At 62.8% G+C, this 23,033-nt stretch carries 19 protein-coding genes; 9 read left to right on the top strand and 10 right to left on the bottom strand.

Annotated elements, in window-relative coordinates; translation table 11 throughout:
- Positions 1–70 precede the first annotated feature (70 nt).
- Both nirB and nirD read left to right on the top strand, forming a co-directional pair.
- Positions 71–2,614 carry a nitrite reductase large subunit NirB gene (nirB, locus tag HDC32_RS03020; protein WP_184742447.1) on the top strand — a complete coding sequence of 848 codons (2,544 nt, stop codon included), beginning with the start codon at positions 71–73 and terminating at the stop codon, positions 2,612–2,614.
- Positions 2,614–2,976, top strand: a complete 363-nt coding sequence (gene nirD, locus HDC32_RS03015) for a nitrite reductase small subunit NirD (RefSeq protein ID WP_184742445.1) — start codon at positions 2,614–2,616, stop codon at positions 2,974–2,976. The genes nirB and nirD overlap by 1 nt, the downstream gene beginning before the upstream one ends.
- Before the next feature lie 674 nt (positions 2,977–3,650).
- Here the strand turns inward: nirD and HDC32_RS03010 are convergent.
- A complete protein-coding gene (locus HDC32_RS03010; protein WP_184744170.1) occupies positions 3,651–3,845 on the bottom strand; it encodes a hypothetical protein in 195 nt (64 codons plus the stop codon).
- Positions 3,846–3,875: 30 nt separating this feature from the next.
- On the opposite strand from HDC32_RS03010, the gene HDC32_RS03005 reads away from it, so the two are divergent.
- Positions 3,876–4,337 (top strand): NUDIX hydrolase, encoded by a 462-nt coding sequence (locus HDC32_RS03005; protein ID WP_131696108.1) that lies wholly within the window; start codon positions 3,876–3,878, stop codon positions 4,335–4,337.
- Here HDC32_RS03005 and HDC32_RS03000 read toward each other — a convergent pair.
- On the bottom strand, positions 4,321–4,884 hold the full coding sequence (locus HDC32_RS03000; protein WP_184742444.1) for a cysteine hydrolase family protein: 564 nt from the start codon (positions 4,882–4,884) through the stop codon (positions 4,321–4,323). The two genes, HDC32_RS03005 and HDC32_RS03000, sit on opposite strands and share 17 nt — an antisense overlap.
- A gap of 128 nt (positions 4,885–5,012) precedes the next feature.
- Here HDC32_RS03000 and HDC32_RS02995 point away from each other — a divergent pair, with 128 nt between their 5' ends.
- From HDC32_RS02995 to HDC32_RS02985, 3 genes are all read left to right on the top strand, one after another.
- A complete protein-coding gene (locus HDC32_RS02995; RefSeq protein WP_184742442.1) occupies positions 5,013–6,419 on the top strand; it encodes an XAC2610-related protein in 1,407 nt (468 codons plus the stop codon).
- Between the two features lie 130 nt (positions 6,420–6,549).
- Positions 6,550–7,677 (top strand): saccharopine dehydrogenase family protein, encoded by a 1,128-nt coding sequence (locus HDC32_RS02990; RefSeq protein WP_184742440.1) that lies wholly within the window; start codon positions 6,550–6,552, stop codon positions 7,675–7,677.
- Between the two features lie 3 nt (positions 7,678–7,680).
- On the top strand, positions 7,681–8,178 hold the full coding sequence (locus tag HDC32_RS02985) for a DUF2269 domain-containing protein (protein WP_131696112.1): 498 nt from the start codon (positions 7,681–7,683) through the stop codon (positions 8,176–8,178).
- A gap of 55 nt (positions 8,179–8,233) precedes the next feature.
- Here HDC32_RS02985 and HDC32_RS02980 read toward each other — a convergent pair whose 3' ends face one another.
- The 4 genes from HDC32_RS02980 to HDC32_RS02965 all read right to left on the bottom strand — a co-directional run bounded on the left by HDC32_RS02980 (position 8,234) and on the right by HDC32_RS02965 (position 13,058).
- On the bottom strand, positions 8,234–8,686 hold the full coding sequence (locus tag HDC32_RS02980) for a thiol-disulfide oxidoreductase DCC family protein (RefSeq protein ID WP_184742438.1): 453 nt from the start codon (positions 8,684–8,686) through the stop codon (positions 8,234–8,236).
- A gap of 174 nt (positions 8,687–8,860) precedes the next feature.
- Entirely contained in the window at positions 8,861–10,198 is a 1,338-nt protein-coding gene (locus HDC32_RS02975; RefSeq protein WP_184742436.1) for an MFS transporter, read from the bottom strand.
- Between the two features lie 150 nt (positions 10,199–10,348).
- The gene (locus tag HDC32_RS02970) at positions 10,349–11,284 is read right to left on the bottom strand and encodes a DMT family transporter (protein WP_184742434.1); all 936 of its coding nucleotides are present in this window, start codon (positions 11,282–11,284) and stop codon (positions 10,349–10,351) included.
- 208 nt (positions 11,285–11,492) lie between these two features.
- Positions 11,493–13,058 carry a PAS domain-containing methyl-accepting chemotaxis protein gene (locus HDC32_RS02965; protein ID WP_184742432.1) on the bottom strand — a complete coding sequence of 522 codons (1,566 nt, stop codon included), beginning with the start codon at positions 13,056–13,058 and terminating at the stop codon, positions 11,493–11,495.
- Between the two features lie 163 nt (positions 13,059–13,221).
- Between HDC32_RS02965 and HDC32_RS02960 the strand changes: the two genes are divergently transcribed.
- Positions 13,222–15,420: an OsmC domain/YcaO domain-containing protein gene (locus HDC32_RS02960; RefSeq protein WP_131696117.1), complete on the top strand. Its 2,199-nt coding sequence runs from the start codon at positions 13,222–13,224 to the stop codon at positions 15,418–15,420.
- Between the two features lie 124 nt (positions 15,421–15,544).
- Here the strand turns inward: HDC32_RS02960 and HDC32_RS02955 are convergent, their stop codons facing one another.
- Together HDC32_RS02955 and HDC32_RS02950 are read right to left on the bottom strand one after the other, a co-directional pair.
- Positions 15,545–16,711, bottom strand: a complete 1,167-nt coding sequence (locus HDC32_RS02955) for a cystathionine gamma-synthase (protein WP_184742430.1) — start codon at positions 16,709–16,711, stop codon at positions 15,545–15,547.
- The gene (locus HDC32_RS02950; RefSeq protein ID WP_131696119.1) at positions 16,708–18,084 is read right to left on the bottom strand and encodes a pyridoxal-phosphate dependent enzyme; all 1,377 of its coding nucleotides are present in this window, start codon (positions 18,082–18,084) and stop codon (positions 16,708–16,710) included. Before HDC32_RS02950 ends, HDC32_RS02955 begins: the two co-directional genes overlap by 4 nt.
- A gap of 247 nt (positions 18,085–18,331) precedes the next feature.
- On the opposite strand from HDC32_RS02950, the gene atzF reads away from it, so the two are divergent.
- Both atzF and HDC32_RS02940 read left to right on the top strand, forming a co-directional pair.
- Positions 18,332–20,128, top strand: coding sequence for an allophanate hydrolase (gene atzF / locus HDC32_RS02945; RefSeq protein WP_184742428.1), 1,797 nt, complete (start codon positions 18,332–18,334; stop codon positions 20,126–20,128).
- Between the two features lie 2 nt (positions 20,129–20,130).
- A complete protein-coding gene (locus tag HDC32_RS02940) occupies positions 20,131–20,823 on the top strand; it encodes a GntR family transcriptional regulator (protein ID WP_184742426.1) in 693 nt (230 codons plus the stop codon).
- Positions 20,824–20,884: 61 nt separating this feature from the next.
- On the opposite strand, the gene dapA is transcribed toward HDC32_RS02940, so the two are convergent.
- Positions 20,885–21,748, bottom strand: coding sequence for a 4-hydroxy-tetrahydrodipicolinate synthase (gene dapA, locus HDC32_RS02935; RefSeq protein ID WP_184742424.1), 864 nt, complete (start codon positions 21,746–21,748; stop codon positions 20,885–20,887).
- Positions 21,749–22,028: 280 nt separating this feature from the next.
- Entirely contained in the window at positions 22,029–23,006 is a 978-nt protein-coding gene (locus HDC32_RS02930; RefSeq protein WP_184742422.1) for an alpha/beta hydrolase, read from the bottom strand.
- Positions 23,007–23,033 lie beyond the last annotated feature (27 nt).

The raw sequence follows: 23,033 nt of genomic DNA, 5'->3' as shown, positions 1-23,033 counted from the left end.
CTGGAACCGTAAGGTTTCAGGCGTTTTTTTTTGCTTTTTAAATCGTGATGAACGTTGTCGGGTGCTTGATATGAACAAACAGATGAAAACCCTGATCGTCGTCGGCAATGGCATGGTCGGCCACCATTGCGTGGAGCAACTGATCGAACGCGGCGCGTTGGATCACTACCGGCTGCACGTGTTCAGCGAAGAGCCGATGCGTGCCTATGACCGCGTGCATCTGTCCGAGTATTTCACCGGCCGCGATGCCGAGTCGCTGGCACTGTCCGACGCCTCGCTGTACCAGGTCCCGGGCGTCACCTTGCACCTGGGGGTGCCGGTGCTGGAGATTGACCGCGAACGCTGTGAAGTGATCACCGCCCAGGGCTGCGTGGGCTACGACAAGCTGGTGCTGGCCACCGGTTCCTATCCGTTCGTGCCGCCGATCGAGGGCGCTGAAGGCGACTCGCGGCTGGTGTATCGCACCCTCGAAGACCTCGACGCCATTCGCACCGCTGCCGCCAATGCGCGCCGTGGTGTGGTGGTGGGCGGTGGCCTGCTCGGCCTGGAAGCCGCCAACGCCCTGAAAAGCCTGGGCCTGGAAGCCCACGTGGTGGAGTTCGCGCCGCGCTTGATGCCGGTACAGCTGGATGATTTTGGCGGTCTGGCGCTCAAGGCCCAGATCGAGCGGCTGGGCGTCGGTGTGCATCTGTCCCGCGCCACTCAATCGATCAGTGCCGGCGAGCAGTACCGCTACCGCATGAACTTTGCCAATGACGAATTCCTTGAAACCGACCTGATCGTGTTCTCCGCCGGTATCCGCGCCCAGGATGCCCTGGCCCGCCAGGCCGGCCTGGACATTGGCCCGCGCGGCGGCGTGGTGATCAACGACGAGTGCTTGAGCTGCGACCCGCATATCTACGCGATTGGCGAATGTGCCTCCTGGAACGGCAGCCTGTTCGGCCTGGTTGCGCCGGGTTACCAGATGGCTCGTGGCGTCGCCGCGTTGTTGTGCGAGCACACCGCTGAGCCGTTTGTCGGCGCCGACATGTCCACCAAGCTCAAGTTGCTGGGCGTGGACGTGGGCTCCATCGGCGACGCCCACGCCCATACACCGGGTGCGCGCAGCTACCAGTTCATCGACGAGGCGAGCGCCAGCTATCGGCGCCTGGTGGTGGATGCGAGCGGCAAACACGTGATCGGCGCGGTGCTGGTCGGTGACAACAGCTACTACGACACCTTGCTGCAATACATGCAGAACAACATCGCGCTGCCGGCCGAACCGGCCAGCCTGATCCTGCCATCGTCCAGCGGCGCACCGACCCTCGGCCCAGGCGCCTTGCCGGACTCGGCCACGGTGTGCTCGTGCCACAACGTCAACAAGGGTGCTATCTGCTCGGCCATCGACGCCGGTTGCAGCGACCTCGGCCTGCTCAAGTCGCAGACCAAGGCCTGCACCGGTTGCGGTGGGTGTGCCGGGTTGCTCAAGCAGGTGTTCGAGCACGAGCTGATTACCCGTGGGGTCAGCGTCGACAAGAGCCTGTGCGAACACTTCGCCTATACCCGCCAGGAGTTGTATGCCCTGGTGCGCGTGGAAGGGGTGACCACCTTCGAAGAACTGCTGGCCAAACACGGCCGTGGCCACACCGGTTGCGATGTGTGCAAACCGGCGGTGGGGTCGATCCTGGCCTCGTGCTGGAACCAGCCGATCATGGACGCATCCCTGGTGCCGTTGCAGGACACCAACGATACCTTCATGGCCAACATGCAGAAGAACGGCACCTACTCGGTGGTGCCGCGTATTCCGGGCGGCGAGATCACTGCCGACAAACTGATCGTGATTGGCGAAGTGGCGAAGAAGTACGACCTCTACACCAAGATCACCGGCGGCCAGCGTATTGACCTGTTCGGTGCGCAACTGCACGAGCTGCCGGACATCTGGGCCGAGCTGATCGCGGCCGGGTTTGAAACCGGCCACGCCTACGGCAAGTCCACGCGCACGGTGAAGTCCTGCGTGGGCAGCACGTGGTGCCGCTACGGTGTGCAGGACAGCGTGAAAATGGCGCTGCTGATCGAGGACCGCTACAAGGGCCTGCGTTCGCCGCACAAGCTCAAGTTCGCGGTGTCCGGCTGCACCCGCGAATGCGCCGAGGCGCAGAGCAAGGACGTGGGCGTGATCGCCACCGAGAAGGGCTGGAACCTCTACGTCGCCGGCAACGGCGGCATGCGCCCACGCCACGCCGAACTGTTCGCCACCGACCTGGATGACGCCACGCTGATCCAGTACATCGACCGCTTCCTGATGTTCTACATCCGCACCGCCGACAAGTTGCAACGCACCTCGGTCTGGCGCGAAAGCCTGGAAGGCGGCCTGGATTTCCTCAAGGACGTGATCCTGCACGACAGCCTGGGCCTGGGCGCCGAGCTTGAAGCGCAGATGCAACTGGTGGTCGACCGCTACGAATGCGAGTGGGCCAACGCGCTGAAAGATCCGGAAAAACTCAAGCGCTTCCGCACCTTCGTCAACGACAAACGCCCCGACCCGGACATCCACTTTGTCCAGGAACGCGGCCAGCGTCGGCCGATCATGGCCGCCGAACTCAACCTGATTCCCGTCACCGAGGAGCTTGCCTGATGAGCCAGTCCAACACGCAGCGCAACCTTGCCACCTGGAAAAGCGTGTGCAACGAGACCGACCTGGTGAGTAATTCCGGCGTGGTTGTGTGGCTGGACGGCGCCCAAGTCGCGCTGTTCTACCTGCCCGGCGCCCAGGAGCAGACGCTGTACGCCATCGACAACCACGACCCGGAATCCGGCGCGAATGTGATTGGTCGTGGGCTGGTCGGCAGCATCAAGGGCGACCTGGTGGTGGCTGCACCGATCTACAAGCAGCATTACCGTTTGCACGACGGCCAATGCCTGGAAGCACCGCATCAGCGTTTGCGGGTGTGGCCGGTGCGGTTGAATGCTGGAGTGGTGGAAATAGGTCTGGGCTGACACGCCTCGGTCTGAACGTGGGAGGGGGCTTGCCCCGATGACGGTGGATCAGCTAATAAATCAGTTGACTGACACTCCGCTATCGGGAGCAAGCCCCCTCCCACAGTTGAGTTGTTTACATCCGGCAGATTTCGGTCGCATGGGCGACTGCCAAAAGTCGCGTGGTTGAAGTAGGCGTGGGCTGACACGCCTCGGTCTGAATGTGGGAGGGGGCTTGCTCCCGATGACGGTGGATCAGCTAATGAATCTGTTGACTGAAACTCCGCTATCGGGAGCAAGCCCCCTCCCACAGTTGAGCTGTTTACATCCGGCAGATTTCGGTCGCATGGGCGACTGCCAAAAGTCGCGCGGTTGAAGTAGGCGTGGGCTGACACGCCTCGGTCTGAATGTGGGAGGGGGCTTGCTCCCGATGACGGTGGATCAGCTAATAAATCAGTTGACTGACACTCCGCTATCGGGAGCAAGCCCCCTTCCACAGTTGAGCTGTTTACATCCGGCAGATTTCGGTCGCATGGGCGACTGCCAAAAGTCGCGTGGTTGAAGTAGGCGTGGGCTGACACGCCTCGGTCTGAATGTGGGAGGGGGCTTGCTCCCGATGACGGTGGATCAGCTAATAAATCAGTTGACTGACACTCCGCTATCGGGAGCAAGCCCCCTTCCACAGTTGGGTCGTTTTACTGCTCTTGGCTGCGATCCCGCGGCGTGATGCCTTTTTCCTGGGCCAGGCGCAGCGCGTCGACGTTGAGAATGCCGTTGACCACGCCCAGGTTGTAATCCACGGTGCCGAAACGCTTGGGGTCGGCCAGGTTGCCCTTGCCGGCGTCCCCGCACTCGGCTAAAGCAAGGGAGCTGCCAAGACCATTGCGCAATTACTGGAAAACTACCCAAGGAATACACCCATGCGTGAACGAAAAGCAGCACGACTGCTGGTGATCAACCCCGCGCACGAGGTGCTGTTGTTCAGGTTCGTCCATAAAAACGGCGCGTTGGCCGGTAAAAATTACTGGGCCACTCCCGGCGGCGGCGTTGAAGCCGGGGAGACTTTCGAGGCTGCTGCCATCCGTGAGCTGCGCGAGGAAACCGGTATCCAGGTGCAGGCCGTTACTGCGTCCATCGCTGAGCGCCGATTTGCGCTGATGCTGCCCAGCGGTGAAACGGTGTCGGCCGTCGAGCACTACTTTGTGGTCCGCGCCGCCAGCAGCGAACTGTCCAAGGCCGAATGGACGCTGGAAGAGACCCAGGTAATGGCGGACCATCATTGGTGGTCGGCCCAGGCGCTGCGTGCCACCGAGGAAACGGTGTGGCCCGAAGCGCTGGTTGAAATGCTGGCGCAGGCCGGCGTGTTCAGCGCAGAGCGCTGAGAATCCCAGCCGTCTCGACCACCCTGGCGTAGTCCATTGCCAGGTTGCTCAGTGACAGCGCGTGCACGTCCTCGGCCGGCCACAGGCGCCCGGACAAATCGGTTTGATCGAAGGTGTAGCAGGCGTCGGCGGCGACGATCACGTCAAAGCCAAGATTGCCGCCTGTGCGCGTCGTTGCTTCGACGGAGTTGTTGGTGATCACCCCGGCGATCACCAGTTGCTTGATCGAACGCGCATGCAGCCAGCGTTCCAGCCCCGTGGCGGTGAAGGCACAAGGTACGTTCTTTTCCACTACGTGTTCGTGGGCCAGCGGTTGCAGCGCAGGCTGAAATTCGCAGCCCGGCTGGCCCGGCCAGAATACAGAGCCGGGGGTACGGGAGATGTGCCTGACGTGTACCACAGGCCGCCCCGACTGCCGCCAGGCGCCGAGCAACTGCTGCAACTGCTGCTCGGCCTGCGGATTATTGCGGCGCCCGAGCTTCGGATCATTCATGCCCTGCTGCATGTCGATGATCACCAGTGCAGCGTTGGTGGCTAACGGTTCCATGGCACATCCTTTGGCTCGTGAGGCACAAAACATAGCAGCCATTGAGTGCGCCTAAACAGCGATTTGTTCGAAGCCTTCGCCATTTGCCTTTACACTCCCGCCCCCGAATTTCAGCAAGGATGCGTTGGATGCGTACGCGACTCTGCGGTGTACTCCTCTCCCTGACCCTGGCCGCTCCCGTCATGGCCGAGCCCCGTTCGTTCTCGGTCAATGACCCCAGCGGTCAATACCTGGTCGAGGTGTTGTTCCCGGAGTTGCCGCAGGACTTGCAGCACCTGGCGCCGGCGCTCATCACCCTGCGCGATAAAAGCTCACTCGAAATCCTTCAGCAATTGCAGACCCCGGATGCCCATGTGCCGTTGGACCAGCAAGGTAAAACCGTGGACTGGCGCCTGATGGGGGAGAACGGCGTGGTGTACTTCGCCGATATCAACCAGGATGGCCGCAAGGACCTGGCGATCCGCAATGGCAACGGCGCGGATAAAGACTTTCAGTCGAGTTACGACGTCTACCTGCAAGACCCGCAGAAGCCCCACTGGGTGCTCAATGGTCCCTTGACCGAGCTGGCCAACGAGACCTCCGGCGGGATGTTTTCGGTCAATCCCAAGGACGGCACTATCCATTCACAGACCGACCGAGGTTGCTGCTGGACCCGCGCCAGCCGCTATCAGATGCGCGACGGCAAACTGGTAAAACTCAGCTCGTACACCCAGGCAGAAGTGCCCGCGACCGACGATGACGCCAACAACAGCATGCCCAGCGGCTACATGCTGCGCACCACCGGCGAGTGGAAGGACGGTCAATGGCTGGAAACGCCAAGGCTGGAAGGGCCGGTAAACGAAGACCCCGAGTTCCTGGCCGGCACCCTCAACGGCAAGATCCCGGTGCAACTCTGGTACCAGCAACAGGGCGCGGTGCTGATCGGTGAGTTGCGCTACACCAAAAGCGGCAGCGGCAAGCCGATCAAGCTGGTGGGCGACCAGGGTGAATACGGCGACCAGTCCTTTATCTACCTGCACGAATATGCCGATGACGGCCGTCAAACCGGCATCTGGCGCATCACGCGGGAAACCGTCGAACCCTATGCCTACGCGGGCACCTGGGTCAGCGGCGCCAAGGGCGACCAGCCTGAACTGCAGATTCAACTGCACAGGCAGGACCGGGAGCCTGAGTACGACAAACTCGGCGACGTGGCCCGTGACCAGCGCGATGGCCATTACCAGATGCGCGACGACTTCCTCGGCCGCGACGGTGACCTCGACCTGAAAATCCTTCCCGACCGCGATGCCCAGGGCCGGGAGGTGGCGGAACTTAGCGTGACGCTCAAAGACACCGGCACCGACAAGATCATCATCACTACGCACCAACGCGTGCCGATGGAAACCGCAAACCTGATCATCGTGCGCACACCCCAGGCGCCGCCTCGGGCTGGGCCGTATCACATCCAACTGGTGAAGGGCTTTGCCGTGATCGAGCACAACTCGGCGCCGGACAGCCAGGACTATCTGACCGGGTTTTATCGTAAGCAGCCCTGAGGCAAGGGAGCAATGCTGCCTGAGTGTCGATCCTGGCTCAGGCGGTTAGGCAAATCGGGTATCTTTAGCCGTTTCAGCCGCCGGCCTGCCTCAGGCCCCGCGCACAATTGATCGATCAGGGAAACATGCAATGGCACTCAGGGTGATGGTGATCGGCGGCTACGGCAACTTTGGCAGCATCATTTGCCGGCACCTGGCGGGCGCGCCGGGCATTGAACTGGTGGTCTCGGGCCGCCACCCACAGAAGTTGCAGGGCAAAGTCGATGCGTTGAAAACGTCCTCCGGCCGCGTCTGCGAAAGCTGGTGCGGCGATGCGATGGCGGCCGGGTTCGCTGGCGTCTTGCAGTCGAGGGACATCCAGTTGGTGATCCACACCGGCGGCCCGTTCCAGGGGCAATCCTATGCCGTCGCCCAGCACTGCATCGACGCGGGCGTGAACTACTGCGACCTGTCGGATTGCCGGACCTTCGTCAATGGCGTCGGCGTGCTGGATGCGAAAGCCCGGCAGGCGGGCGTGGCCGTCCTCAGCGGTTGCAGCTCTGTGCCGACGTTGTCGTCCGCCATCATCGACCGGTACCGCTATCGCTTTATGCGCATCGACACCATCGAGCATGGCATTTCCTCTTCGGCGAAGATGCCGGGGCTGTCGACCATCGAAGGTGTGCTTGCCTACGCGGGCAAACCGATCAAGCAACTCAAGCAGGGCCAAGTGCACGAAGTGCTGGGCTGGCAGGACCTGACCCTGCGCAGGATGCCCCAGCTCGGCACGCGGGTGCTGGCCAATGTGGACGTGCCTGACATGGATATATTCGCTGGCCGTTATGGCGCCCATACCCTGCGCTTCAAGGCCGGTGCGGGGCTCAAGCTGGGCGGTGTCGCCAATTATCTGCTGGCGCAAGCGCTACGCATGGGTATCGTGCGCGACCACCTTGCATGGGCCGCCAGACTGCATCGCCTGGGCACCTGGTTCGAACGATTGGGTGATGGCAAAAGCGCGATGTACATCGATGTGCAAGGCCTTGGCATGCACGGTCAGCCGCTGTCCCTGGCGGTGCAACTCACGGCCCTGGAAGACAAGGGCCCGGAAATCCCCAGCTGCGCAGCCGTCGCCCTTGCCACCAAAATGGCCCACGGTTACGTGCCCGAACCCGGTGCCCGCCCGTGCGTAGGCGAAATCAGCGTCGACGAATACATGGCCGCCATCAACGAACCGACGAAGCTGAGCCTGACGGTGCGCTTCTCTGACGGGCAGGCCTGACGGATGCTCTACCTATGCCTGAAGTACCTGCACATCATCGCGGCGATTTTCCTGTTCGGCTTCGGCATGGGCTCGTACCTCTACCTGATCGCCGCCAGTCGCACGGCCAACCCGCAAGTGATCGCCCATGTGGCGCGCATGGTCGTACGGTTTGATACCTGGATTACCACGCCGGCGGGCGTTATTCAGATCATCACGGGCTTGCTGCTGATCCAGCTTGCCGGGCTGTCTGTGACCACTGAATGGGTACTGACCGCGTTGATCATCTTCCTCTGCGTGGGCTCGCTGTGGCTGCCGGTGCTGGTACTGCAGAAGCGCTTGCAGCAGATGGCCTCTCGGGCGGTCGAGACCGACACGGTGCTGGATGATGGATACCGTGGTGTGTATCGGCAATGGTTCTGGCTGGGCGTCTTCGGGTTCTTGGGGATGTTTGTGATCGTGATGATCATGGTGACGAAGATGACGCCGTGGCAGTTGGTTGGGCTGTTTGTGGGGGGCTGAGTGTCCGCTCAATACTTGGCATCCCAAGCCGGTGCAACAATGCATACCGCTTTGTTCATAACGGCCCCTTCAAAAAGCGCTGCTCATGATCCGGATCCGGCAACAGGCAAGTGTCGTATTTGCCGAAGAGCCGATAGCGATTACGCGCGATGCGATCGTAGGCCCAATCCCGCAGTACGCGCGGGATACCGCGCAACAGCAGCAAGGGACGCCAGGCGCGAGGCAGTTGCGCGATGATTTCCAACACTGCATCCGAACGCACCCAATAGTGCCTGTCGCGAATCACCGCCAGGGTGTCGAACTGATCCAGCGGCAACCCGGCCCAGGCCAGCAGTGCCCGCCCTTCGGGGGATTGCACCGCTGCCAGCCGCACGCGTCGTTGACGGTCATGGCGAATCAGGAACCTTGCCCAGCCGTTGCACAGTTTGCACACGCCGTCGAACAACACCACGGTTTCGCCGGGCTTGAGCAAGGGCGCGGGAGCAGGGCGGGTTTGGGAGGTGGGCATATGCGTGGGTCCAATCGGCCGGGGGCAGCCTGGATCATACCCGCTCAGTGGCGTGTGGCGCTGTTGTTCAATTGAAGCGTGAGGACCCGATAAGCAAAGGGCATCCCGTGTAGCAGCTGACGAGCTTCAGCGAGGCTGCGTCGGCCGCTGCTACGGTTTGGATGGTGTGAGTGCTTAACGCGAGAGCAGCGGCGCCGGGCTTTTGTCCTCATCGCCCACGTCATGCAGCGAAATCCTCGACGTCTCCGGCAACGCCAGGCCACCCGCCAACGCCAGCAACGCCACGGCAATCAGGTAGAACGCCGGTGACAGGTTGCTGCCTGTGGTGCTGATCAACCACGTGGCCATCAGCGGCGCGGTACCGCCGAAGATCGTATACGCCATGTTGTAGGTGATCGCCGAGGCGGTATAGCGCGTGCGGGTCGGAAAGGTCTCCGACAGCAACGCCGCCGTGACCACCCCGCACAACACCGCGCCCACCGCCAGCAACATCACCCCGACGATAGATGCCGCGAAGGAGCCGGAACTGGCCATCAGGAACGACGGATACACCACCACCATCAACAATACGCACGCCGTCATCACCGTGACCCGACGCCCCACGCGATCCGAATACAGCCCCGCCAGCGGGCAAATCGCCGCGGCGAAGATCAGCGCGATCAGCGACACCAGCAACGCCATCGCCCGACTCAGCCCACCGGCCACTTGCAGGTACGTCGCAAAGTAGGTGGTGAACATATAAAACGACAGCGCCGTCAGTGACACAAAAGCGCCCAGGCAGCAGATCGCCGCACCATGGTTGCGCAAGGTTTCCTTGAGCGGAGAGTGGGCGACCGCGTGCTCCTGCTTCACGGCCTGGAAGGCGGGCGTCTCATCCAGCTTCCAGCGCAGGTAAAGGCCCACCAGGCCCAGCGGCGCGGCGATCAGGAACGGCAGGCGCCAGCCCCAGCTGCCCATCGCCTCGGCGGACAACGTCGCTTCAAGGGCGTATGCCACCACGGCGGCGGCGGCGAAGGCGGAGAACGTCGACACCGGCACGAAGCTGCCGTACCAGGCGCGCTTGTCGCTGGGTGCATGCTCCATCAGATAGGCGCAGGCACCGGCGTATTCGCCGCCGGCGGAGAAGCCCTGGGCGCAGCGGATCAGCGATAACAGAATCGGCGCCGCGACGCCGATGGCGGCGTAGGTGGGCAGCAGGCCGATCAAGGTGGTGGCGCCGGCCATCAGCAGGATGGTCATGGCCAGGGTTCGTTTGCGCCCGATACGGTCGCCGAGCATGCCGAAGAAAATCCCGCCCAGGGGCCGGAAGGCAAATGCCACGGCGAATACCGCGAAGGTTTTGAGCAAGGCCGCGCTGGCGTCGCCACTGGGAAAGAATTGTTGGGCGATGGTGGTGGCGAGGAAACCGTAGACGGCGAAGTCGAACCACTCGACAAAGTTACCGATGCCGGCGGCGATGATGACCTTGCGCAGGGTCTGGGGGCTTACCTGTTCGGTGGAGGGGCTCGTCATGGGGAAGGCCTCGGAAGGGGTCGGAGATGCTGGATTATCCGGGGAAGGGGGATAGGCGGCCGGGCTCAAAAGAGTCGTCCGCATAGTCAGTAGCGACTGGTTGGGAGTGGAGGAGGCAGGAATTGGGCCAGGTCAGGCGGGGATCTATCGTTACCGGGCAGACTTGCGATACGTCAGCAGCACAATCCCGGTCACCACGATGACGCCGCCGAGCATCTGCCCGGCGCTGAGCATTTGATCGAGCACGATCCAGCCCATCAGCAACGTCGCCAGCGGCTCAATGTTCATGACCGGCGCATTGCGCGGCATGTCCAGGCGCGGGACCGAAATGAACAGCACGATAAAACCGGTGCCATACAGCACCACCAACGTCGCGAGTGCCAGCCAGCCGGTACTGGTGGCCGGCAGGTTCAGGCCGCCGGGAAGGGCGCCGCTGAGGCCGGCGAGGTTGACGCTGCTGAACACGACGAAGATCGTCAGCAGGCTGCGCACTGAACCGCGAACCTGGGACAACTTATGGTCGGTGATCCATAGCGCGCAGGCGAACACGAAGGCGGCGCAGAAGGCCAGGCTGACGCCGAGCAGCCATTGCGGGCCGATATCGGCGCTGGTTGAGAGGCGGCCGGGTACGTCCAGCACAAACACCAGGCCCACCAGGATCAAGCCCATCAGCAAGGCGGTGCGCGTCGTTGGGCGTGGGCCGCCTAATACCCAGGTGAGCAGGGCGAGCAAAATCGGGAATACGTTACCCACCAGTAGCGCCAGCGCTACCGGCACGCGGGCGACGGCGGAGTAGAGGCACAGGCTCTGGGTGGCGATAAGCAGGCCCAGCAGCACTTGCCAGCGCCATGCACCTGCCGGCAGGCGCAGACTTTGGCGTTGCCACAGCACCAAAACGGCCAGCACCAGCAAGGTGCCACCCGAGCGCAGCAGAATGGCCAACAGCACACCGGCGCCATCATCGAAGGCGACGCGAGCGGCGATGTGATTGCCGGCGAAGGCACAGCCCATGCAGAGCAGAATCAACACGGCGATGTGGCGGGAGAACAGGGCAGGCGTGCTTTGCAGGGAGACGGGGGCAGTCATGAAGGGCTCGGGCAGTAGGCACCATCGTCGGGGATGGGGATTTGTTTTTAGGTTGTCGTACAACTTCGTGGTGGGATTTGTAGCGTGTTTGTGTCGAAGGGGCAAGGAGGTATTTCGTTTGAGTGGTTATCGCGTGGCGAGCGGGCTTGTTGTGGCAAGCCCGCTCACCACAGTAAGTGGGATGACTATCAGAGAGGCTTGTCTGCCTTCAGCGATTGAAGCGCTCCACCAACGCGTATTGGGTGGACGCGGTATTCGTCAATTCCTTGCTCAGGTCCGTGGATTGATGGGCTTGTATCGAGGTCTGGTCGGCCAGTTCGGCGATGGTGGTGATGTTGCGGCTGATCTCCTCGGCGACGGCGCTTTGTTCTTCGGTGGCGGCGGCGATCTGGGTGGTCATCTCGGTGATATGCGACACCGCTTCGCTGATGCCCACCAGGGCCTGGTCCGCCTCAAGCACCCAGGCCACGCCTTCCTGGGCTTGGCGATGGCCGTTTTGCATGCTTTGCACCGCGTTGTTGGAGGACGCCTGGAGCTTGGTGATCAGGCCATGGATCTGGGTGGTCGATTGCGAAGTGCGCTGGGCCAGTTGGCGCACTTCGTCGGCTACCACGGCAAACCCTCTGCCTTGCTCGCCGGCCCGCGCCGCTTCAATCGCAGCGTTGAGGGCGAGCAGGTTGGTCTGGTCGGCGATGCCTTTGATCACATCCACCATACTGCCGATTTCGTCACTGTCCCTGGCCAGTTGCGTCACGGTCACGCCGGTCTCCCCGACGACGACGGACAGGCGCTCGATGGCTTCGCGGGTATCGCGCGCGACTTCGCGGCCGCGGCCGGTCAGGACATTGGCCTGCTGAGTGGCATCCGCAGTGCGCTGCACATGGCTGGCGACTTCCTGGGTGGTCGCGGCCATCTGGTTGACGGCCGCCGAGACCTGTTCGGTCTCCTGGCGCTGGCGGTCCAGGCCTCTGGCGCTGGCGCTGGCCAGCTGATCGGATTGCCCGGCCAGGGTACTCAGTTGCTCGGCGCTGTCCTGCAGGCGGGTGAGGCAGGTCTTGAGGCGTGCGGCCTGGCTGATAAACGCGGTTTCCAAGCGTGACTGCGGGCCACGTGCATCACTGTACATCTGCGCGATCAAGGCATCCGACGTCGAGGGCTCAACCCCCTCCAGCAGCCGCAAGGTACTGCTCTGGCGCCCGCGTGAGCACAACAGGCCTACCGGCAGCGCGACAGCCGCAGCCACTGCGACAGCCACCGGTGCGCTGAGAAACAACCCGGCGACACTGCCAGCAATGGCGGTTGCAACATAAGGCACGCAGCTCAAGGCCGCCGGCAGCCAGGCATCCTGGCGGGGCACGCCCGGCTGGCCTTGGCTGAGACGCCGGTAGAGGGCCTGGGCGCGGCGGATTTCATCGGCTGTGGGCTTGACCCGCACAGACTCAAAACCAACCACCCGGCTGCCGTCGAAGATTGGCGTGACATAGGCATTGACCCAATAATGATCGCCATTCTTCGAGCGATTCTTGACGATGCCCATCCACGGCAAGCCTTGCTTGAGCGCACTCCACATGTGCGCAAAAACGGCCGGCGGAACATCGGGGTGACGCACGATGTTCTGGGGGGCGCCGATCAGGTCGACGCGTTCAAAGCCGCTGATATCGACGAAGGCGTCGTTGCAATAGGTGATCATCCCTTGAACATCGGTGGCGGAGATGAGTTTTTGCGAAGGCGCGAGTGAAACCTCGCGCTGTGTAACGGGCTGATTGTTGCGCATTCCGATTACTCCCTGGTTCCAAACAGTCCATCGGCGCGAACGTGCAGAAGATTAATGCACATTGACGATTTCGTCAGCCACTGGTCAAAAGCCTGAAACTTCCCAATGAAAAACCTCATAATAGCGGCCATTTTTGTTTAGCCCGTTATTCTGGTGTGCCCCCATGGAAATCAAGGTCAACTTTCTCGACAACCTCCGGCTTGAAGCCAAGTTCGATGACTTCACGGTGATTGCCGACCAGCCTATTCGCTATAAAGGCGATGGCTCGGCACCGGGGCCGTTCGATTACTTCCTGGCTTCGTCGGCGTTGTGTGCGGCGTACTTCGTCAAGTTGTACTGCAGCACGCGCAACATCCCCACGGACAATATTCGCCTGTCGCAAAATAATATTGTCGATCCGGAAAACCGCTATAACCAGATCTTCAAGATCCAGGTGGAGTTGCCGGCTGATATTTCCGATAAAGATCGCCAGGGCATCCTGCGTTCCATCGACCGTTGCACCGTGAAAAAAGTGGTGCAGGCCGGGCCGGAGTTCGTGATCGAAGAAGTCGACAACCTCGACGCCGATGCCCAGGCCTTGTTGATGCCGAGCGCGGGCAGCGAGGCGGGCACTTATATTGCCGGCAAGGACCTGCCGCTGGAGCAGACCATCGCCAACATGTCCGGGATTCTCGCCGGCCTGGGTATGAAGATTGAGATCGCCTCGTGGCGCAATATCGTGCCGAACGTGTGGTCGCTGCATATCCGCGACGCGCATTCACCGATGTGCTTTACCAATGGCAAGGGCGCGACCAAGGAGGGCGCCCTGGCGTCGGCGTTGGGCGAGTTCATCGAGCGGCTCAACTGCAACTTCTTCTACAACGACCAGTTCTGGGGTGAGGAACTGGCCAATGCGCCGTTCGTGCATTACCCGGACGAACGCTGGTTCCAGCCGGGCCCGAATGATGAACTGCCCAGCGAAATCCTCGACGCCTACTGCCTGAAGGTCTACAACCGCGACGGCGAGCTGCGCGGCTCGCACCTGTTCGACACCAACTCCGGCAATGAAGCGCGCGGCATCGTTTCGCTGCCGTTCGTGCGCCAGTCGGATGGCGAGGTGGTGTATTTCCCGTCCAACCTGATCGAGAACCTCTACCTCAGCAACGGCATGAGCGCGGGCAACACCTTGGCCGAGGCCCAGGTGCAGTGCCTGTCGGAGATTTTCGAACGGGCGGTGAAGCGCGAAATCATCGAGGGTGAATTTGCCCTGCCGGACGTACCGGCTGACGTGCTCGCGAAGTACCCGAGCATCCTGGCCGGTATTGCAGGCCTGGAAGCCCAGGGGTTCCCGGTGCTGGTCAAGGACGCGTCCCTGGGCGGCGAGTTCCCGGTGATGTGCGTGACCTTGATGAACCCGCGCACCGGCGGCGTGTTCGCCTCGTTCGGTGCGCACCCAAGCCTGGAAGTGGCGCTGGAACGCAGCCTCACCGAACTGCTGCAGGGCCGCAGCTTCGAAGGCTTGAATGACCTGCCGCAGCCGACCTTCGAAGCCCAGGCGGTGACCGAGCCGAACAACTTCGTCGAGCACTTTATCGACTCCAGCGGTGTGGTGTCGTGGCGCTTTTTCAGCGCCCAATCGGACTACGAGTTTGTCGAGTGGGACTTCTCCGGCCAGGGGGAAGATTCCAACGCTCAAGAGGCCGCGACCTTGTTCGGCATTCTGGAAGGCATGGGCAAAGAGTCCTATATGGCGGTGTACGAACACCTCGGCGCAACCGCCTGCCGCATCCTGGTGCCGGACTACTCGGAAATCTACCCGGTGGACGACCTGATCTGGGACAACACCAACAAGGCGCTGTTTTTCCGCGAGGACATCCTCAACCTGCACCGCCTGGACGAAGCCGAACTGCAGGCGCTGGTCGAGCGCCTGATCGAAAGCGAGCTGGACGACTACACCGACATCACCACCCTGATCGGCATCGAGTTCGACGACAACACGGCCTGGGGCCAACTGACCATCCTCGAATTGAAGCTGCTGATCTTCCTCGCCTTGCAGCAGTACGAAGAGGCCAAGGAGTGTGTGGAGATGTTCCTGCAGTACAACGACAACACCGCGGAGCGTGGCCTGTTCTACCAGGCGATGAATGCGGTGCTGGAGATGGAACTGGACGACGACCTGGAACTGGCGGACTACGAAGCCAACTTCCGCCGCATGTTCGGCAATGAGCGGATGGACGCGGTGATCGGCTCGGTCAACGGCAGTGTGCGCTTCCATGGGCTGACACCGACCAGCATGAAGCTGGAAGGGCTGGACCGGCATTTGCGCTTGATCGAGAGCTACAAGAAGCTGCATTCGGCGCGTGCCAACATAATCCAGGCGTGACGCCTACTCAATGTAGGAGGGGGCTTGCTCCCGATGGTGGTGGTTCAGACAAATATTCAGTGCCTGACACGCCGCTATCGGGAGCAAGCCCCCTCCCACAGTTGATCTTTGTTGGCTGGGGGATTTATATCCGTGCCAGGGCCTGCGCCAGGTCCGCTCGTAGATCCTCTACATCTTCAACCCCCACCGACAACCGCACCAACCCATCACCAATCCCCAGCTGCGCGCGGGTCGCTGCCGGGATGCTGGCGTGGGTCATGATTGCCGGGTGTTCGATCAGGCTTTCCACGCCGCCCAGGCTTTCGGCCAGTGCGAAGAGCTTGACGGTTTCCAGGAAGCGCGTGGCGCCGGCCAGGTCGCTGTTCAAGTCGATTGAAATCATTCCGCCAAACCCGCGCATCTGCCTGCGTGCCAGTTCGTGCTGTGGGTGGGACGCCAGGCCTGGGTAATAAACCCGTGATACTTGCGGTTGCTGTTCCAGCCAGGTGGCCAGGTCGAGGGCGTTGCTGCAATGGCGCTCCATGCGCAGGGCCAGTGTTTTCACGCCGCGCAGGGTGAGGAAGGCGTCGAACGGGCCGGCGATGGCGCCGACCGAGTTTTGCAAAAAGCCCACGCGCTCTGCCAGTTCGGGGTTGTCGCCGACGATGGCGATGCCGCCGATCACATCGGAGTGGCCATTGAGGTACTTGGTGGTGGAATGCACCACGATGTCGACACCCAATTCCAGCGGACGCTGGATCCACGGGCTGGCGAAGGTATTGTCGGCCACGCAGAGAATGCCGCGGCTGCGGCAGATCCGGGCGATGGCGCTGAGGTCGGTAAGGCTCAGCAGCGGGTTGCTCGGGGTCTCGACCCAGACCATGCGTGTGTCGTCCTGCAAGGACGCTTCGAACGCCGCTACATCACTCAGGTCGACAAAGCTGAAACGGTGCCCGGCACTGCGCTGGCGCACCTTGTCGAACAGGCGGAAGGTGCCGCCGTACAGGTCGTTGCCGGACACGATATGGGCGCCGGCATCCAGCAACTCCAGCACCGTCGAGATCGCCGCCAGCCCGGAAGCGAAGGCAAATGCCTGGCTGCCACCCTCCAGGTCGGCCACGCAGCGCTCGAGGGCAAATCGCGTGGGGTTGTGGGAGCGGCCGTAGTCGAAGCCCTTGTGTACGCCGGGGCTGTCTTGCAGGTAGGTGGAGTTGGCGTAGATCGGCGGCATCAGCGCGCCCGTGGTCGGGTCGGGTGACTGCCCGGCGTGGATCACACGGGTGGCAAACGCGCTTTTATCGGGCAGGCTCATGCAAGGGATCTCCGCAGGTGGTTGAGCAGGTCGACGCGGGTGATCAGGCCGTGAAAGCCCGCCGCGTCGGCAATGATGGCGACCAGGCCGCGGTCCAGTTCGGCTTGCAGTTCGGCCAGGCTGGCGCCGGGGTCCAGGGTTTGCAATTTGTCGCTCATGGCGCTGGCGACAATCATGGAGAAGTCCGCCGCATCATGATGCAGACCCAGCAGGATGTCGGACTCATCGATCACTCCCACCAGTTCGCGGCCGCCCACCAGCACCGGCAGTTGCGACACGTCCGCCAGGCGCATGCGCTGGAAGGCGGTGAGCAGGGTGTCGTCGGGGCTCACGCTGATCACGCGGCCATCTTCGAAGCGCCGCGCGATCAGGTCGCGCAGGTCGCCGTAGTGCTTGTAGTGCAGCAAGCCGGCATCGGTCATCCATTGGTCGTTGTAGACCTTCGACAGGTAGCGGGTGCCGGTGTCGCAGACAAAGGTGACCACGCGCTTGGGCACGCTCTGTTCGCGGCAATAACGCAGCGCCGCCGCGAACAGGGTGCCGGTGGATGAACCGCCGAGAATGCCCTCGGCCTTGAGCAGTTGGCGGGCGTGGTCGAAGCTGTCTTCATCGCTGATGGAGTAGGCGTGGCGCACGCTGGACAGGTCGGCAATCGACGGGATGAAGTCTTCGCCGATGCCTTCCACCGCCCAGGAACCGGGTGTTTCCAGTTTGCCGCTGCGGCTGTATTCGGCCATCACCGAACCCACCGGGTCGGCGAGGACCATTTCCAACTCGGGCTGCACTCGTTTGAAGAAGCGTGTCAGGCCGGTGAGGGTGCCGGCCGAGCCGACGCCCACCACAATCGCATCCACATCGTGTTGGGTTTGCGCCCAGATTTCCGGCGCGGTGCTGGTTTCGTGGGCCAGGGGGTTGGCCGGGTTGTTGAATTGGTCGGCGAAGAACGAACCGTCAATATCCTTGGCCAGTCGCGCGGCCATGTCCTGGTAATACTCAGGATGGCCCTTGCCGACATCGGAGCGGGTGATATGCACCTCGGCGCCCATGGCCTTGAGGTGCAGCACTTTTTCCGTGGACATCTTGTCGGGCACCACCAGCACCACCCGATAACCTTTCGCCCGGCCGACCAGCGCCAGGCCCAGCCCGGTGTTGCCGGCGGTGGCTTCAATGATGGTGCCGCCGGGGCGCAGGCGGCCGTCGCGTTCGGCGGCGTCGATCATGGCCAGGCCGATGCGATCCTTGATGGAGCCGCCGGGGTTCTGGGATTCAAGCTTGAGGAACAGCGTGCAGGGGCCGGTATCGAAACGGCTGACCCGCACCAGCGGCGTGTTGCCGATCAGTTCGAGTACGGCAGGGCGGGGTAGTGTGGGCATGTCGTCACCTGGGGGCTTAGGGTGGGGGGACAGCAAATGGCACAGCATGGTCTGGAACAGTAGGTCGGTATCGGGTCGGTCGCAACCGAGGGGGCCATTGAATGTCTTTTTTTGGCGCATGGGCGATGCCCGGGTGCGCCATCTACGCGCACGTTTTGCGGCGATACCCGCGTAATCATTGGCAGAGTGACCTGGCGTGGGCTTTGCTTTAGAGAAATCCAAACTTGGATACAAGATGGAGTTTCCCATGCACAACGTTTTTGGCTGGACCCTCGGTGAATGGCAGGCCGCTTACCGCAGCGGCGCGATCACCCCGGATATTCTGCTCACGGTGGCCACCCAATACCCCGCCGAGGACACCGCCTGGATCGCCCGCGCTCAACCGCAGGCATTGGCCGGGCAACTGGCACAGTTGAGCGAACGGCTGGCAGCGCTGGGCGGCGATATGACCAAGCTGCCGTTGTATGGCGTGCCGTTTGCGATCAAGGACAACATCGATGCGGCCGGCTGGGACACCACTGCCGCCTGCCCCGAATTTGCCTACCGGGCGACGCAGGATGCCTCGGTCGTGCAGAAGCTGCGCGCAGCCGGCGCGATCCTGATGGGCAAGACCAACCTCGATCAGTTCGCCACCGGCCTGGTGGGCACGCGCTCCCCGTATGGTGCGGTGGGCAACAGTTTTGATGGGGATTACGTCAGCGGCGGCTCCAGCTCCGGCTCTGCGTCGGTGGTCGCCCGTGGGCTGGTGGCGTTTTCCCTGGGCACCGACACGGCGGGCTCCGGGCGTGTACCGGCGGGGTTCAACAATATCGTCGGCTTGAAACCGACCAAGGGACGGTTGTCCAATACCGGCCTGGTGCCGGCTTGCCGTACGGTGGATTGTGTCTCGGTGTTTGCGCTGACCGTGGAAGACGCCGAGACCGTGGCGCACGTCGCGGCGGGATATGACCCCAGCGATGCCTATTCCCGCGCCAATCCCAACACGGCGCCGGTGGCGGTGGGCGCTTCGATCAAGCTGGCCATCCCGCAGGCCCTGGAGTTTTTCGGCGATACCCAGAACCAGGCCGTGTTCGAACACGCGGTCGAACACTTCAAGGCGCTGGGCGCGGTGATCACCCCGGTAGATTTCACTGCGTTCAAGGAACTGGCGGACCAGTTGTACTTTGGCCCTTGGGTCGCTGAACGTACCGTGGCCGTGGAAAGCATGCTGGAAAACCAGCCCGAGGCAATCAACCCGGTGGTGCGCGGCATTGTCGAAAATGGCCGCCAGTACAGCGCCTGCGATGCCTACAAAGCCGAATACCTGCGGGCCGAACTGAGCCGGCGCATCAATGACAGCCTGGCCGGTTTCGATGCCTTGCTGGTGCCGACTTCGCCAACCCTGCGCACCCTGGCCGAGATGGCTGAAGAACCGGTGCGCTACAACTCGCAGTTCGGCTACTACACCAACTTCACCAACCTCGCCGACCTCTCGGCCCTGGCGCTGCCGGCCGGTTTGCGCGCCGATGGCTTGCCCAGCGGCATTACCCTGCTCGCACCGGCCTGGCATGACACGGCGCTGGCGCACTTGGGCAAGCGCTGGCAAGCCAGCCTGGAGCTGCCTTTGGGCGCCACCCAGCGCTCTCTGCCGGCACCGTCCGCACCCGCCCAAGCGCCCGGCTGCGTGCGCGTGGCGGTGGTGGGCGCGCACCTCACCGGCATGCCGCTCAACGTGCAGCTCACCCGCCGCAACGCGGTGCTGGTGGAGCAAACCCTGACGGCCGACACGTACCGCCTGTACGCGCTGCCGGGCACCGTGCCGCCCAAGCCAGGGCTGGCCAAGGCGGACAGCGGTCGGGCGATCATCGTCGAGCTGTGGGACATACCCCTCGCACGCTTCGGCGAGTTCGTCGCCGAGATCCCCGCGCCGCTGGGGATCGGCAACCTGCTGCTGGCGGATGGGCGCAGCGTCAAAGGCTTCATCTGCGAGCCATGGGCGCTGGCCGATGCCCTCGACATCACCGAGTTCGGTGGCTGGCGCGCCTTTATTGCGAGTCGCGGTTAAGGATGCGGGCCAAGACACGCCCCGACAGCCTGGCCGAGCAGATCTACGCACAGCTCAAGGCGGATATTTTCGACTTCCGCCTGCTGCCAGGTGATCGCTTCAGCGAAGGCGAGGTGGCCGAACGCATGCACGCCAGCCGCACGCCGGTGCGTCAGGCACTGTATCGCTTGGAGCGGGAAGGGTATCTGGAGGTGTATTTCCGCAGTGGCTGGCAGGTGAAACCGTTCGATTTCGCCTACTTCGAAGAACTCTACGACGTGCGCATCGTGTTGGAACTGGCCGCTGTCAGCCGGTTATGTGCGATGGACGAACCGAACCCGATGCTGCACGCGTTGCAGGCCACCTGGCAGGTGCAGGAGGACGAGCGCCTGCGGGACGCCCAGGCCGTATCGGCGCTGGATGAGCGTTTTCATTGCGCGTTGGTGGAAGCCACCGGCAACCGTGAAATGGCGCGCATGCACTACGCGCTCACGGAGCAGATCCGCATCATCCGGCGGCTCGACTTTACCCAGGCGCCCCGTATTGCGGCGACGTACGAAGAGCATGGGCAAATACTCGCGGCCATCGTGCAACGGCAGGGTGATCAGGCGCAGCAACTGCTGAAGCGGCATATCGAACTGAGCAAGCAGGCGGTGCGCGAGATCACGTTGCACAGGTTGCATATGGCCCGGCAAGTGGGGGGGCAGACTTCCTGATGCCCTGAGCTTCTGTGGTGAGCGGGCTTGCCCCGCGCGATGCAAGCTCGCTCACCACAGGTTACTGGGCGTGGCGTGAAAGCCGTTGCAGTTTTGCGATGACCGCCTCGGTTGCCCGCTGCATCGGCGCCCGCAACTCACTGTCGATCAACCCCTCCAGCGCCAGCGCGGCTTTCACTGGCGCGGGGTTGGGCTGCATGAACAGCGTGTTGATCAACGGCACCAGGCCAAGGAACGTCGCCCGCGCCTCAGCCAACTGGTTATCCCGTACCTGTTGCCACAGCGCCACAAACTGTTCGGTGCACACATGGGCCGACGCGGCAATCGCGCCGCTGGCGCCCAGGCACAGCGCATTGAAGATCTGCAGATCCTCGCCACACAACACATCCGCCTCACCGCTGGCCAACACCGCCAGGGTATTGCCCAGGTTGCCGCCGCAGTCCTTGATCGCCACGATCCGCGGGTGCGCGACGATGTTCAGCAAGGTGGCCTGCTCGAAGGTCACGCCGGTGCGGTAGGGAATGTCGTAGAGAATGATCGGCACGCTGGACGCATCGGCCACCGTGCGAAAGAACGCTTCAAGACCGGCCTGGGAAGGGCGGATGTAACTCGGCGCCGGCACCAGTAAACCCGCCAGCGGGCGCTTGAGGATCTCGGCCTGGAATTGCAGCAGCTCAATCTGGTTGTTGCCCGCCAGGCCCATCACCACGCGGTTGGCGGGCACCTGTTGCAATACCGCATCCAGCACAGCCAGCTGTTCCTGGCGGCTGAGCGATGTGGCTTCGCCGGTGGTGGTGCACACCATGATCCCGGCCACGTGCTTGTCCAGCAGGTGGCTGACCAGCCGGTGCAGACCGACAAAGTCGATGGCGCCATCCTGGAACGGCGTGACCACGGGAACCCAGATACCTTGAAACGATGACATGCACTTCTCCTGATGATTGACCGCTTGAGTCACCGTCAGAAGGGCATGGGCAATTGTGCAAGGGGGAGGGAGTCCGCGCTCAATGTCCTGTCAGCTCATCTGACGGGACAGCGCGCCCCGGTCACATGAGCGACTGTTTCTTCGATTTGAGGGCGTGCGCAACGCAACCTTGCGCCTTGGCAATCAAGCCAATGACGGAAAGGTTAACGACTGAGGTTGCGGACATTTACTGACACACCCTGAATGAGGCCTCCATCTTCAGGGGGTGTCAGTAAATGTGTCAAGGGCGTTGCAGGTGTTCACGCACAAATGCGCGGATTTCCTGTGCAAGCTCTGCATCTTCCGGCGCGCCCATGAAACCGCCATGGGGCATCGCTTCGAACACGTGCAACTGCGCCGGCACCCGTGCCTGGCGCAAGGCCCGGTGCAGGCGCACGGTGTTGGACAGGAACAGATCCCGCGTGCCGCTTTGCAGGAAGGTGGGCGGGAAGCCCCGGCTGAAATCACCGAACAGCGGCGACAGGTACGGGTGGGCCAGGTCCGCGTCGGCGGCATACAGCAGGTTGGTGCCCATCAGCGGGTTGGGCAGCACCACGTCTACCGTGCGATTGACATGAAAACTGTCGCCCGATTCGGTCAGGTCCACCTCCGGCGACAACAACACCAGCGCCGCCGGCAGGGGCAACCCTTCGTCGCGGGCACGCAATACCAGGGCCGCTGCGAGGTTGCCGCCGGCCGAGCGGCCACCGATCACGATACGGTCCGGGGCGTGATGCTTGAGCACATGGCGGTAGGTGGCCATGCAGTCATCCAGTGCCGCTGGGTAGGGATGATCGGGTGGCATGCGGTAGTCCACGCCATAGCAGACCATGTTGTGCAGGTCGGCCTGCCTCCCGGCCGCGACGCGGCAGTTTTCGCCACCGCCGAATACCAGGGCACCGCCATGCAGGTCGATGTAGGCGCCGCCCGTGTGATCCGACGGCGTCGCCACGTGCACGGTCGCGTTTTCTACGCGCAGGGTATGCAGGCTCGCGCGCAGTGAGGCCGCCTGGCCGGCGGTGGTTGCGGCGAAGTGCTCCGCAACGGTGGCCTGAATGCGGCGCCAGCCGTCGTGGTCGTCGGGCGCCGGCATGACGTGCAGAGCGTTCAACGGTACGCCATCCTCACCCACCATGCGCTTGAGCATCGCCTGGGCTTCGGGGCTGATCGAAGAGGGCACCGGAATGGTCCGTGGGCTGATACGCACGCCGTCGCTCATGGTCGGTTACTCGAGGGTGTCGATGTG

The organism is Pseudomonas sp. JAI120 (assembly GCF_014207255.1).
Classification (GTDB): domain Bacteria; phylum Pseudomonadota; class Gammaproteobacteria; order Pseudomonadales; family Pseudomonadaceae; genus Aquipseudomonas.
Note: the sequence above shows the minus strand (reverse complement) of the source record. Positions and strands in the feature narration are given on the sequence as shown.